At 33.1% G+C, this 13,228-nt stretch carries 13 protein-coding genes; 9 read left to right on the top strand and 4 right to left on the bottom strand.

Going from position 1 to position 13,228, the window contains the following annotated elements; translation table 11 throughout:
* Positions 1 to 3 precede the first annotated feature (3 nt).
* Entirely contained in the window at positions 4 to 825 is an 822-nt protein-coding gene (locus V7056_RS02355; RefSeq protein WP_499698918.1) for an inositol monophosphatase family protein, read from the top strand.
* On the opposite strand, the gene V7056_RS02350 is transcribed toward V7056_RS02355, so the two are convergent.
* Positions 822 to 1,007, bottom strand: coding sequence for a DUF5325 family protein (locus V7056_RS02350; protein WP_088000188.1), 186 nt, complete (start codon positions 1,005 to 1,007; stop codon positions 822 to 824). The genes V7056_RS02355 and V7056_RS02350 overlap by 4 nt on opposite strands.
* A gap of 201 nt (positions 1,008 to 1,208) precedes the next feature.
* On the opposite strand from V7056_RS02350, the gene typA reads away from it, so the two are divergent.
* The 3 genes from typA to V7056_RS02335 all read left to right on the top strand — a co-directional run bounded on the left by typA (position 1,209) and on the right by V7056_RS02335 (position 3,763).
* Complete coding sequence (typA, locus tag V7056_RS02345) at positions 1,209 to 3,047, top strand: translational GTPase TypA (protein WP_499698916.1); 1,839 nt, start codon at positions 1,209 to 1,211, stop codon at positions 3,045 to 3,047.
* 88 nt (positions 3,048 to 3,135) lie between these two features.
* A complete protein-coding gene (locus V7056_RS02340) occupies positions 3,136 to 3,459 on the top strand; it encodes a YlaH-like family protein (protein ID WP_499698914.1) in 324 nt (107 codons plus the stop codon).
* 31 nt (positions 3,460 to 3,490) lie between these two features.
* Positions 3,491 to 3,763 carry a hypothetical protein gene (locus tag V7056_RS02335; protein ID WP_499698912.1) on the top strand — a complete coding sequence of 91 codons (273 nt, stop codon included), beginning with the start codon at positions 3,491 to 3,493 and terminating at the stop codon, positions 3,761 to 3,763.
* Between the two features lie 133 nt (positions 3,764 to 3,896).
* On the opposite strand, the gene V7056_RS02330 is transcribed toward V7056_RS02335, so the two are convergent.
* Positions 3,897 to 4,097 (bottom strand): YlaI family protein, encoded by a 201-nt coding sequence (locus V7056_RS02330; RefSeq protein ID WP_088000190.1) that lies wholly within the window; start codon positions 4,095 to 4,097, stop codon positions 3,897 to 3,899.
* Positions 4,098 to 4,230: 133 nt separating this feature from the next.
* On the opposite strand from V7056_RS02330, the gene V7056_RS02325 reads away from it, so the two are divergent.
* Both V7056_RS02325 and V7056_RS02320 read left to right on the top strand, forming a co-directional pair.
* Positions 4,231 to 4,692: a PNPOx family protein gene (locus V7056_RS02325; RefSeq protein ID WP_499698910.1), complete on the top strand. Its 462-nt coding sequence runs from the start codon at positions 4,231 to 4,233 to the stop codon at positions 4,690 to 4,692.
* Between the two features lie 153 nt (positions 4,693 to 4,845).
* Positions 4,846 to 6,174, top strand: coding sequence for a PhoH family protein (locus V7056_RS02320; protein ID WP_499698908.1), 1,329 nt, complete (start codon positions 4,846 to 4,848; stop codon positions 6,172 to 6,174).
* An 89-nt stretch (positions 6,175 to 6,263) separates the two neighbouring features.
* On the opposite strand, the gene V7056_RS02315 is transcribed toward V7056_RS02320, so the two are convergent.
* Positions 6,264 to 6,752, bottom strand: coding sequence for a peptidyl-prolyl cis-trans isomerase (locus V7056_RS02315; RefSeq protein ID WP_499698906.1), 489 nt, complete (start codon positions 6,750 to 6,752; stop codon positions 6,264 to 6,266).
* 341 nt (positions 6,753 to 7,093) lie between these two features.
* Here V7056_RS02315 and V7056_RS02310 point away from each other — a divergent pair, with 341 nt between their 5' ends.
* From V7056_RS02310 to pyc, 3 genes are all read left to right on the top strand, one after another.
* Complete coding sequence (locus tag V7056_RS02310; RefSeq protein WP_499698904.1) at positions 7,094 to 7,384, top strand: Fpa/YlaN family protein; 291 nt, start codon at positions 7,094 to 7,096, stop codon at positions 7,382 to 7,384.
* A 172-nt stretch (positions 7,385 to 7,556) separates the two neighbouring features.
* The gene (locus tag V7056_RS02305; protein WP_499698902.1) at positions 7,557 to 8,699 is read left to right on the top strand and encodes an FtsW/RodA/SpoVE family cell cycle protein; all 1,143 of its coding nucleotides are present in this window, start codon (positions 7,557 to 7,559) and stop codon (positions 8,697 to 8,699) included.
* A gap of 75 nt (positions 8,700 to 8,774) precedes the next feature.
* Positions 8,775 to 12,224, top strand: a complete 3,450-nt coding sequence (gene pyc, locus V7056_RS02300) for a pyruvate carboxylase (RefSeq protein ID WP_499698900.1) — start codon at positions 8,775 to 8,777, stop codon at positions 12,222 to 12,224.
* Between the two features lie 45 nt (positions 12,225 to 12,269).
* Here the strand turns inward: pyc and V7056_RS02295 are convergent, their stop codons facing one another.
* Positions 12,270 to 13,205 (bottom strand): COX15/CtaA family protein, encoded by a 936-nt coding sequence (locus tag V7056_RS02295; RefSeq protein WP_499698971.1) that lies wholly within the window; start codon positions 13,203 to 13,205, stop codon positions 12,270 to 12,272.
* Between the last annotated feature and the right edge of the window lie 23 nt (positions 13,206 to 13,228).

Raw genomic sequence — 13,228 nt, 5'->3', positions numbered from 1 at the left:
AAAATGAAAGAAGATTGGAAAAAAATAGAGCAGTTTGCAAGAAACCTTCTGATTAATGCCACGAAAAATATAAAAAGTTCTTTATACGACTCCATTACTATTAATACAAAATCAAACGAAAATGACTTAGTTACAAATAAGGACGAAGAAATTCAAAAATATTTCTTTGAGAACATTAAAACGGAATTTCCGCATCATTCCCTCCTTGGTGAAGAAGGCAAAGGTGACGAACTGAAGAATGTAAACGGTATCGTCTGGATATTAGATCCAATTGACGGGACAATGAACTTTGTTCATCAAAAACGGAATTTCGCAATTTCATTAGGGATTTATGAGAATGGAATTGGAAAAATGGGCTTTATATTTGATGTAATACATAATGAATTATATTTTGCAAAAAACGGTGAAGGTGCTTATCTAAATGACAAAAAAATAAGCCCATTAAAAAATGTTGTCCTAGAAGAGGCGATTGTTGCAGTAAATGCCATTTGGTTGACAAAAAATCGATATTTAAATCATGAAAAATTAGGATTACTCATAAAAAAAATAAGGGGTAGTCGTTCGTACGGTTCAGCTGCACTAGAGATGGTTTATGTAGCAACAGGTAGAATAGATGCATATATTACCCCTAGATTATCACCATGGGATTTTGCAGCAGGGAAAATAATTGTAGAAGAGCTTGGCGGGATTTGTACGACTCTTAAAAATGAAGAGCTTTCTATATTAAAAAATAGTTCAGTATTAGTAAGTAACGCATCAATACAAAATGAGTTATTAACAAATTATATTGAGTTTCTTCCTGATCAAAAGGAAGGTAAGTTTTAAAGCTTACCTTCTCTTTTTAATTTAGCACGTAAAATAAATCCATATCCTACTGAAAAAATCGATGCAATCAGTGCGATAATTGCCCCAATAACGCTTTTTTCTGCTAATAAAATACCAACAAGAATTAAGAAAATGACTGATAATAGTGCTACAAATAATAGACGGTATTTAATGCTCGACATGATGAAACCTCCTGTTCCTAATCCTATTTTACTTAAAGTATATATGTATGTAAATTTGAAAAAAATAATATTTACGAAATTTTTATTTTAATTTTATATAGGATTATAAACATTTAGTTGAAAAATTATGTCATGCATGTGCTATAATGTTTTAGTTAATAATGAAAATAGATGTGGAAACATTTTAGGAGTGAATATATTTTGAAAAAAAGAGAAGATTTACGCAATATTGCTATTATTGCGCACGTTGACCATGGTAAAACAACTTTAGTTGATGAACTATTAAAACAATCTGGTACATTCCGTTCAAACGAAAATGTTAACGAACGTGCAATGGACTCTAATGATATAGAACGTGAACGTGGTATTACGATTTTAGCGAAAAACACTGCAATTCAATATGAAGGAAAACGTATCAACATCATGGATACTCCAGGACATGCTGATTTTGGTGGAGAAGTAGAACGTATCATGAAAATGGTTGATGGGGTTCTTTTAGTAGTTGATGCATATGAAGGTTGTATGCCTCAAACACGTTTCGTACTAAAAAAAGCTTTAGAACAACATTTAACACCAATCGTTGTTGTAAACAAAATTGACCGTGACTTTGCTCGTCCAGATGAAGTAGTAGATGAGGTTATCGATTTATTTATTGAATTAGGTGCAGATGAAGATCAATTAGAATTCCCGGTTGTTTTCGCATCAGCGATCAACGGTACTTCAAGTTTAGATTCAGATCCAGCGAAACAAGAAGGAAATATGAATGCACTATTCGATACAATTATTGAGCACATTCCAGCTCCAATTGACAATAGCGAAGAGCCATTACAATTCCAAGTTACATTATTAGATTACAATGACTATGTAGGACGTATTGGTATTGGTCGTATTTTCCGTGGAACAATGAAAGTTGGTCAATCAGTTGCCTTAATGAAACTTGATGGATCAGTAAAACAATTCCGTATTACAAAAATGTTTGGTTTTATCGGATTAAAACGTATTGAAATTGAAGAAGCTCAAGCTGGAGATTTAGTAGCAGTTTCTGGTATGGAAGATATCAATGTTGGTGAAACAGTTTGTCCTGCAGAATACCAAGATGCACTTCCAGTGTTACGTATAGACGAGCCAACTCTTCAAATGACATTCTTAGTTAATAACTCACCTTTCGCAGGTCGTGAAGGTAAGTTTGTAACTTCTCGTAAAATTGAAGAAAGACTATTACAAGAACTTCAAACAGACGTAAGTTTACGTGTAGAAAACACTGATTCTCCTGATGTTTGGATTGTTAGTGGACGTGGGGAGCTTCACTTATCAATCTTAATTGAAAACATGCGTCGTGAAGGCTACGAGTTACAAGTTTCTAAACCAGAAGTTATCATTCGTGAAATTGATGGTGTGAAATGTGAGCCTGTTGAACATGTTCAAATCGATGTTCCTGAAGAGTACACTGGTTCAATTATGGAATCAATGGGTGCTCGTAAAGGTGAAATGCGTGACATGGTAAATAACGGTGGCGGTCAAGTTCGTTTAACGTTTATGGTACCAGCACGTGGATTAATCGGTTATACAACAGAGTTTTTAACATTAACTCGTGGATACGGTATTATTAACCACACATTTGATAGCTATCAACCTGCTATCCAAGGTCAAGTTGGTGGACGTCGTCAAGGTGTATTAGTTTCTATGGAAACTGGTAAAGCTTCAACTTACGGTATTATGGGATTAGAGGACCGTGGTGTTATTTTCCTTGAAGTTGGTACTGAAGTTTATGACGGTATGATTGTTGGTGAACACAACCGTGAAAATGACTTATCAGTAAACGTAGTTAAGGTAAAACAAGCAACAAACATTCGTTCAGCAAATAAAGATCAAACAACTACAATGAAAAAACCACGTATCATGACGCTGGAAGAATCATTAGAATACTTAAATGATGATGAGTACTGTGAAGTAACACCTACATCAATTCGTTTACGTAAAAAGATTCTTGATAAGAACGAGCGTGAGCGTGTAGCGAAAAAGAAAAAATTCGCTGAGTAAGAATCAATTATTTAAAATAATTATGATATAATAAAAACCGACTAACAGATTAGTCGGTTTTTTATTAACGTTTAGGGGGATAAAGAAATTGGCTCCAAATGAATTAGACAAGTTAGAATTTGTTATTAGAAATATAATAAAAATAACGAATGAAGATTTTCAATTGTCAATGTGGATTTTATATGGATTAATTATTGTATTATGTATAACGGTCTATCACTTAGGTTTTGCGAAAAAACTTAGTATCATAAAAATGTTAATCACTTATGTATTATTATGTGTAGGTTGTACATTCTTAACATTTTTAGCACTTCGAATTCCAATTGTAGAGGCATTGCTTGCAAGTGTATTTGTTTTAGGAATTTATAAAATACGATTACATCAATCAAAAAAAAATAATGCAACTACATAGTTAATTTGTTAATAGAAAGTGGGATTTTAGGATGAATTCTGTTCAGGATGCTTTATATAACTGGTTAACAATAAAAGTGATATATGATGGAAGGCCATCTGATGAAGCGGCAAAAGAGACGTATGAAATGTTTGATACAATCTTAAAAGAGGACCATAAAGTTTCTAATGTTAAAATTGAAGTAATGGAGGATTTCTACTTAATCTCATTCACTCAAGGTGAAAAGGAGCGAACGACTCGTTTCCCAATTGAAATGATCGATTGTTTTTTAGATCAAGTAAAAGTGAATCCTGAAAAATACTAAAATCTAACTGCTACCAATTGTTCGATTTCTTGTTAAAGTTACATTTTAATTAGTTTAGAAATCAAAAGTTATAACGATGTAAATATCAAAAGCCTAGAAAAAAATCTAGGCTTTTTTATTTGTGTTTGTATGATTACCATTCGTCATTATCTTTTATCGGTTTTTGAAAACGGAATTTTCCAGTAGCAATTCTTTGCTCGGTTTTTATCGTAATCCTGTCATAGCATTCTGAACAAGTGTATGTATGGATTGGTCGATTACGTAGTTTTTTAGCGATTGGTGATTCATCACTAATTGATTCTGATTTATCACAGATCATACATTTAACTCTCATGTAAAGTTTCTCTCCTTATATCTGTAACNNGTTTTAGAATATATTTTTAGAAATCAATATAATAAGCAGGAAGTTTTTATATAAACTTTGAATTATCTTAGTATACTCTTTATTTGAAGGAGATGAAACAGTGATGGCAAACAGTATCGAGAAAGAATTGTCACCAGTATTGTATGAAGACTGTAATAAAGAAAAAATTGTCTTATTAAGTACAATTAGTAGTGAGAAAAGCATTCCAGTAATGAATGCTATTTCATGGTTTATTGCTTTAGATGAGAAAACAATTCGCTTTGCGATCGATCAACGTTCATTAGTTATTTCAAATGTAGAGACAAATAGTACTGTTTCGTTTAGCTTATTTTCGAATGAAACCGTCTATAACATTTTAGGGGATGCCAAAGTGTTAACAAAGCAAATGCCTTCTATTCCTTTGAAATTAGCATGTATTGAAGTCAATATTAATGAAGTGAAAAATATTTTATTTTATGGTTCAAAAATTATCACAGAGCCACAGTATGCAAAAACGTATGATGAAAGAGCAGCTAAGAAATTAGATGATGCTGTTTTAAATGGCTTAAGAACGCTAGAAGTTTGATGGCAAGATAAAACGTATTCTAAAGTAGAGAGAAATTCATATAATATATAAACGGTTCGTCCATACTTCAGTAACCTAACTGTTTTTAAAACTTGCACTTAGAATTTAATTCAAATATTTTATTCTGTGTTATTTGAGTCAGGAGGTTAAGGATTGAGTAAAATATACGTTCTCGACACCAATGTACTATTGCAAGATCCACTAGCAATCTTTTCATTTGATGACAATGATGTAGTTGTACCTGCTGTTGTATTAGAAGAGGTAGATTCAAAGAAGAGATATATGGATGAAGTAGGTCGCAATGCTAGGTATGTTTCCAAATTAATCGATAGCTTTCGAGAACTAGGAAAATTACATGAAAGTATTCCTCTTGAAAATGGTGGTACGTTTAGAATTGAACTAAATCATCGATCATTTCAGCAGTTACAAGAAATTTTTGTGGAAAAAACAAATGATAATCGGATTTTAGCTGTTGCGAAAAATTTATCTCTCGAAGAAGAAGCAAAAGAAGATGGCAAAACAGTTATATTAGTTAGTAAAGACACATTAGTTCGAGTCAAAGCGGATGCGTTAAACTTACTTGCGGAAGATTATTTAAGTGATCGAGTGGTAGAGGTTGACCATATATATACTGGCTATTTAGAGTACTACATAAATACGGAGCTACTAAATAAGTTTTATGAAAAGACCGAATTACCAGTATCTGATGTTGCGAATCACCCTTTTTATCCAAACCAATTTGTCGTATTGAAGGATGCTTTAGGTGGATCAAGTTCTGCGCTAGGTATTGTAGACCAATCAGGTACAAAGATTAAAAAATTCGTTTTTTCTAATGATCATATTTGGGGCATTCGACCAAGAAATGCGCAACAATCAATGGCACTAGAGCTACTATTGCGAGATGATATACCACTTGTGACCCTAATTGGTAAGGCAGGGACTGGTAAAACATTATTAGCTTTAGCAGCGGGACTAATGCAAACAGAAGATTTACAAAACTATAAAAAATTACTAGTTGCAAGACCAATTGTTCCAGTTGGGAAGGATTTAGGCTATTTACCTGGTGAGAAGGATGAAAAGCTAAGGCCTTGGATGCAGCCGATTTATGATAATCTCGAATACTTATTTAATACGAAAAAACCTGGTGAACTTGATGCGATTTTAGCTGGTATGGGCTCTATTGAAGTAGAGGCACTAACCTATATAAGGGGTAGAAGTATTCCAGAACAATTCATCATTATAGATGAGGCCCAAAATTTAACAAGGCATGAGGTAAAAACGATATTAACTCGAGTAGGGGATAAGAGTAAAATTGTCTTAATGGGAGATCCAGAACAAATTGATCATCCATATCTAGATGAATATAACAACGGGCTAACTTATGTTGTTGAGAAATTTAAAGATCAAAAAATAAGTGGTCATGTCAAGCTCGTAAAAGGAGAGAGATCATCAATTGCTCAATTAGCAGCAGATTTATTGTAAAGCATTTTCTAAATGAGAGTTGATGCGAAAAAAATTTTCTTGAATAGTCCTTCTAAAAAAACATCCTACAAATTCGTAGGATGTTTTCGTTAGAAAATAATCTTTAGTATAGATGTAATTGGCGTATCTTTATTTGAACCATCTTTAAAATATAAATGAACTGGACCTTCTTCAACAATCCTTTTCCCGTTGTTTGAAAATGCTAAATATGATTCATAAACTGTTTTAAACGGTAATGTGATCGTTGATTTCTCCGTCTCAATCGTGACGTTCTGTTCACTAGATTTAGGTTTACTATTATCGATAAAATATGAAAACGGCATGACGTACGTTTTTTCAAGCCATTGTTTCTTCGTTTGAGCAAAGGGGATACTTGTATCTACTCTTGCTCCTTCAATAATTTCTCGATCCCAATGTTTTGATACACTCTTAGTGTATTTTTCATTTTCGTTTTCCGTTTCAAATTCTCCTTTAAAAATAAGCTCAAGTTCAATTTTTCTTTCATCAAAGATCCATACACTTGGATCAATTGTTAGTGGGTGCTCGACCTCACCGGTAATTAAAAATACATCACTCATTTGTTGTCTCCCCCGGAGTATAAAGTATATATATAGTTTACGACTATTTCTAAGAGTAAATCAATGTATTGATATAGAAAACTGCTTAGCTTAAAAATATAGATATGAAAAAATGAATTTTAGAGTATAATGAATAGAACTTTCATTTTAAAAAAGTTAAAATGTTTCATAATTGGAAATACTTTACATACACTTAAATTGAAGTGATTTTTTGTAATTGGTACACAACATGAACTTAAATGCATTTTACATATTATAATAATGACTTTTTTAAGTTGATTTTTCTATAAAAGAACTATAATATTAAGAAGTATAGCTTGTACGGAAGCGGAGGGAGAAAATTGAGGTCTGATGCTGTAACGAATTACAAAGATAAAGCATTTGAATTATTAAAAAAAGATGCTGAAAAAATTTTAAAACTAATAAATGTACAACTTGATCATTTAACAATGCCACAATGCCCTCTATATGAAGAGGTTTTAGATACTCAAATGTTCGGTTTATCGAGAGAAATCGATTTTGCATCTCGACTTGGATTAATTGAAGTTGAGCAAGGGAAAGAACTTCTTTCAGAACTAGAACGTCAATTATCTGCTTTGCATGATGCTTTTACAAATCAAAAAAATAAATAGTTAGTATGATCCAAAAGCTCAAACAATTCTTTGTTTGAGCTTTTTTGTTTTATTTTAATTGCATAAGGAACTAATCTATGAATCTATGTTACAATATTGATATTTATAAAGGGAATTTCCCAAAATAGTTGAATACATTATGTATAAAGAATTGAAGCAGGGATGATTAGCAATGTTAAAAAAATATTTAAAAAATATGGACTATATGATTATTGTTCCATTACTTATTTTATGTTTATTTGGATTAATTATGGTATACAGTGCTAGTTCGGCATTACCAACAATTCGCTATCAAAGTGAAAATTGGGCGAGCGATCATTTTTTTCGTAAACAGCTCCTCGCATTTGAAGTTGGTATGGGTGCTTTTGTTTTATTAACGTTAATACCCTCAACAATCTTTAAAAAAAGGATTATTTTATTATTAAATCTACTAGTTAGTATAGGGTTATTAATAGCTGTATTAGCTTTTGGACAAGTGGTTAACAATGCCAAAAGTTGGGTGTTTGGGATACAACCTGCTGAATTAATAAAATTAAGTTCCATTATTTTACTAGCGGGCTGGTACTCAAAAAGACAAAAAGGGATTACAAGGAATTGGAAGATGTTATTTGCTCCTTGGTTGGTCATTTTGTTATATGTCATTTTATTACGTATGCAACCAGATACAGGTACGGCTTTATTAATCATTGCAACTTGTGCTGTCGTTTCATTTTGTAGTGGATTTATTGTAAAAAGACTAATTCTATTGTTTTCAGCAGGAATTATCGTCTTATATCCATTAGTAAGCTTTTGCGTTAGTTTTGGTGTTGGACTAACAGACGTTCAAGTCAATCGATTTCTAGCATTTCGAAATCCATTTGATTATGCACAAGATATCGGTTTTCAAATTGTCAATTCGTTAATTGCTTTTGCCAATGGTGGACTTACTGGTGTGGGATTAGGTAAAAGTATTCAAAAATTAGGCTACTTGCCAGAACCACATACTGATTTTATTTTAGCAATTATCGGTGAAGAAACAGGTCTTATTGGTGTGATCATTGTGATTATTTGTATCTTTTTAATTGTATGGCGAGGTTTATTAATTGCCCATCAATCAAATGATTCTTTTGACTCATTATTAGCTACAGGTATATGTGCATTGATTGTGATCCAAACGTTTGTAAATATCGGTGGTGTTACATCGCTAATCCCATTGACAGGTGTTCCTTTACCATTTGTAAGCTATGGTGGTACGTCAATGATGGTGATGTTATCAATGGTAGGTATGTTAATGAATATTTCCATTCGAAATAAAATGAATAAAGAAACGTTATAAACTGTTTCTTAATGCAATCATAGATTACATTTCATTTATAATCATTTATCTTTCATGAATACAGGAGGCATTATTATGACTTATACGAAACAAATTAAAAAAGTTTTAGTTGCTAACCGTGGCGAAATCGCTATTCGTGTATTTCGTGCATGTACTGAGTTAGGTATTCGCACTGTAGGTATTTATTCAAAGGAAGATGAAGGTTCATATCACCGTTATAAAGCGGATGAAGCATATATCGTTGGAAAAGGTAAAAAACCAATTGATGCTTACCTTGATATTGAAGGGATTATTAAAATTGCAAAGAAAAATAATGTAGATGCGATCCACCCTGGGTATGGATTTTTATCTGAAAACATTAAATTTGCACAAAGATGTGAAGAAGAAGGCATAATATTTATTGGTCCTCATTCAAAACATTTAGATATTTTTGGTGACAAAATTAAAGCAAAGCATGAAGCGTTAAAAGCAAAGCTTCCTATTATTCCAGGAAGTAGTGGGCCAGTTGAAACACTTCAGGATGTTGTAGAATTTGGAGAAACTTACGGATTCCCAATTATCATTAAGGCTGCTCTTGGTGGCGGTGGAAGAGGTATGCGAATTGTCCGTACTAGTTCTGGTTTAAAAGAAGCATTTGAAAGAGCAAAATCAGAAGCAAAAGCTGCATTCGGTAATGATGAAGTTTATGTAGAAAAATATATTGAAAATCCTAAACATATTGAAATTCAAATTTTAGGTGACCATCAAGGTAATATCATTCATTTGTATGAAAGAGATTGCTCGATTCAACGTAGACATCAAAAATTAGTTGAAGTTGCTCCTTGTACATCAATCACTGAAGAACTAAGACAGCGTATTTGTGAGGCTGCAGTTCAATTAATGAAAGATGTAGAGTACGTTAATGCAGGAACAGTTGAATTTTTAGTTTCTGGAAATGATTTTTATTTTATAGAAGTAAATCCTCGTGTTCAAGTTGAGCATACGATCACTGAGATGATCACAGGAATTGATATTGTACAAACTCAAATTTTAATTGCACAAGGTAATAGTTTACATAATGAAAAAGTAGGAATTCCATTACAAAATGATATTCCTAGAATTGGATTTGCAATACAAGCTCGTGTTACAACAGAAGATCCGTTAAATAATTTTATGCCTGACACTGGGAAAATCATGGCTTACCGATCAGGTGGCGGCTTTGGTGTACGTTTAGATACGGGGAATAGTTTTCAAGGTGCTGTTATTACTCCTTACTACGATTCATTATTGGTTAAAGTTACGACTCATGCACTGACATTTGAAGGTGCTGTAGCGAAGTTAAATCGAAACTTAAAAGAATTCCGTATTCGTGGAATTAAGACAAATATTCCATTCTTAGAAAATGTTATGCAACATAAAGATTTCTTATCGGGTGAATATAATACTTCCTTTGTTGACTCATCACCTGAGTTATTCGTTTTTGCAAAACGAAGAGACCGTGGGACTAAATTACTGAACTATATTGGAAATGTAACTGTAAATGGATTCCCAGGTATTTCCTCTTCGGAGAAACCAGCATTTGAAGATGTGATTATTCCAAACGTAAGCGATATCCAAATTGCTGACAAAGGGACAAAACAATTATTAGATGAGCTTGGTCCAGATGAATTTTCAAAGTGGTTAAAAAATCAACCGAATGTTTTATTTACTGATACAACTTTTAGAGATGCGCATCAATCACTTTTGGCAACTAGAATACGTTCGAAAGACCTACAAGCTGTTGCAGAGCAAACATCAAAATTATTGCCAAATCTATTCTCAATGGAAATGTGGGGTGGGGCAACATTTGATGTAGCCTACCGATTCTTAAATGAAGACCCATGGGAAAGATTATTAACGTTAAGACAGCAAGTACCGAATATATTATTCCAAATGTTATTACGTGGCTCTAATGCTGTTGGTTATAAAAATTATCCCGACAATTTAGTGAAAAAGTTTATTGAAGCATCGGCACAAGCTGGAATAGATGTGTTCCGAATTTTCGATAGCCTTAACTGGATCAAAGGTATGGAGGTTGCCATTGATGCTGTTCGGGAAAATGGTAAATTAGCAGAAGCTTCTATTTGTTACACAGGTGATATTTTAGATCCTTCAAGAACAAAATATAACTTAGCTTACTACAAAGAGCTTGCAAAGGACTTAGAATCAGCAGGTGCGCATATTTTAGCCATTAAGGATATGGCAGGTCTATTAAAGCCACAAGCGGCGTATGCGTTAATTAGCGAGCTTAAGGCGACTGTAGACTTACCAATCCATCTTCATACTCACGATACGAGTGGAAATGGCTTATACACATATATAAAAGCAATTGAGGCAGGTATAGATGTTGTCGACGTTGCAATTGGAAGTATGTCAGGCTTAACATCACAGCCGAGTGTAAACAGTTTATATTACGCTCTACAAGGGTCTGACTTTGAGACAAATTTAAATATTAATGGTTTAGAACAACTATCTACCTACTGGGAAGGCGTTCGTAAATATTATAGTAGTTTTGAAAGCGGAATGGTTTCACCACACACTGAGGTATATCAACACGAAATGCCAGGGGGCCAATACTCAAATTTAAAACAACAAGCAAATGCAGTAGGATTAGGAGATCGTTTTGAAGCCGTTAAAGATATGTATGGTCGTGTAAATCAACTATTTGGTGATGTAGTTAAAGTAACACCTTCATCTAAAGTAGTAGGTGATATGGCATTATTTATGGTGCAAAATAATCTTGTTGAAGATGATATTTATGAAAAAGGGGACGGAATTGATTTCCCAGATTCAGTAGTAGAATTCTTCGAAGGACAGTTAGGTCAGCCACATGGTGGGTTCCCTAAGAGCTTACAGCGGGTCATCTTAAAAGGAAAACAACCATTGACTGAAAGAGCAGGCGAAACGTTAAAACCGATTGATTTTAAAGATGTAGAAGAATATTTATTCCAAACTTTAAAACGACAAGTTACAAATTTTGATATATTATCTTATTGTTTATATCCAAAAGTATTTATGGATTATCAAAAAAATGTTGATAGCTATGGTGATCTTTCAGTACTTGATACGCCTTCATTCTTCTATGGAATGAAATTAGATGAAGAAATAAAAGTCGATATCGAACGTGGAAAAACATTGATTGTAAAATTAGTATCGATTGGACAAGCGCAAGCTGATGCAACAAGAGTCATTTACTTTGAATTAAATGGTCAGCCACGAGAAATAGTTGTTAAAGATTATTCTATTAAGTCGACCGTAGTTCAAAAAAGAAAAGGTGATACTAGTAATCCAAACCATATTAATGCGACAATGCCAGGTACAGTCTTAAATGTTTTAGTTAAAAAAGGTGATGTTGTTGAAAAAGGACAAACATTAGCGATTACTGAAGCAATGAAGATGGAAACAACTGTACAATCTCCATTTACAGGAGTTGTAAGAGATCTATTTATTACATCTGGTGAGAGTATTTCAACTGGTGACTTATTAATTGAATTAGAACAAAAATAATAAAAAAGGTATTTCTTCAGTGATTAGCTGAGGAAATACCTTTTTTTATGAAATGACTTTATTATGTTGTAATTGTGAATTAGATTTTTTACTTCTAGTACTAAGTAGACATTGGAAGCTTAAAATCGCAAATAGGCATGAAATTAAAATTGCATGTGTTAATGCTACATAAATGTTTAAGTTTGTTAAAATGATGAATGCTCCACAGATTACTTGTAAAGAAACAATAATAGCTGATACTAACCATCCTACGTAAATTCCACGTTCTTTACGATAGTGTTTATATGCGTGAATAAACGCGATGATGACCCAAAGAAATAAAATGAAAGCTGCTAAACGATGACCCATTTGTACCCATTCATGAAATTGAGTAGGGAATCCGTTATTAGCTTTGCTGCACATTGGCCAGCTTGGACAAACAAGACTTGCGTTTTCATGTCTTACAAGAGCACCAGTATAAACGACTAAATATGAGTAAATCCATAGTCCGTACGTATGAAATTTCATTGTTTTTCCAACAAAAAACGTATCTTTTTGGTAATTTCTATCACGTTCAAAAATTAATAATGTTAACATGACAACAGCAGCGAAACAGATTAAAGAGATTCCAAAATGAATGGCTTTAACTGCAGGAACTTGTCCCCAAACCACTGCGGCAGCTCCGATTAATGCTTGTGCAACTAAAAATACACATGAGATGATTGCTAAAAATTTCGTTTCTCTTTTATGTGGAATAATAATCCAAGCAAGCACCGCTAATAATAAAACTGACATTCCTGCAAGACCTGATGCTGCTCTATGAGATAATTCAATTACTGTTTCAATCGTTAAATTATCAGGAATGATTTGGCCTTTACATAATGGCCAAGATTTTCCACATCCAAGTCCAGAATTTGTCTTTGTTACGAGTGCCCCACCTAGTAAAACAATAAGAAGTACGAATGAGGTCAATAATGAAACCCCTTTTAAAACACGTAGCAAAGTATATACACCCACTTTTATAA

It is taken from the genome of Bacillus sp. JJ664, from assembly GCF_036962205.1.
In the GTDB taxonomy this organism is placed as follows: domain Bacteria; phylum Bacillota; class Bacilli; order Bacillales; family Bacillaceae_G; genus Gottfriedia.
This window is presented reverse-complemented; position numbering and strand designations above follow the sequence as displayed.

Bases quoted from the DNA above. Each gene is read 5' to 3' on its own strand.
- V7056_RS02355 (WP_499698918.1), top strand. From the start codon at position 4: ATGAAAGAAGATTGGAAAAAAATAGAGCAGTTTGCAAGAAACCTTCTG.
- V7056_RS02350 (WP_088000188.1), bottom strand. From the start codon at position 1,007: ATGTCGAGCATTAAATACCGTCTATTATTTGTAGCACTATTATCAGTC.
- V7056_RS02335 (WP_499698912.1), top strand. From the start codon at position 3,491: ATGAATTCTGTTCAGGATGCTTTATATAACTGGTTAACAATAAAAGTG.
- V7056_RS02330 (WP_088000190.1), bottom strand. From the start codon at position 4,097: ATGAGAGTTAAATGTATGATCTGTGATAAATCAGAATCAATTAGTGAT.
- V7056_RS02325 (WP_499698910.1), top strand. From the start codon at position 4,231: ATGGCAAACAGTATCGAGAAAGAATTGTCACCAGTATTGTATGAAGAC.
- V7056_RS02315 (WP_499698906.1), bottom strand. From the start codon at position 6,752: ATGAGTGATGTATTTTTAATTACCGGTGAGGTCGAGCACCCACTAACA.
- V7056_RS02305 (WP_499698902.1), top strand. From the start codon at position 7,557: ATGTTAAAAAAATATTTAAAAAATATGGACTATATGATTATTGTTCCA.
- pyc (WP_499698900.1), top strand. From the start codon at position 8,775: ATGACTTATACGAAACAAATTAAAAAAGTTTTAGTTGCTAACCGTGGC.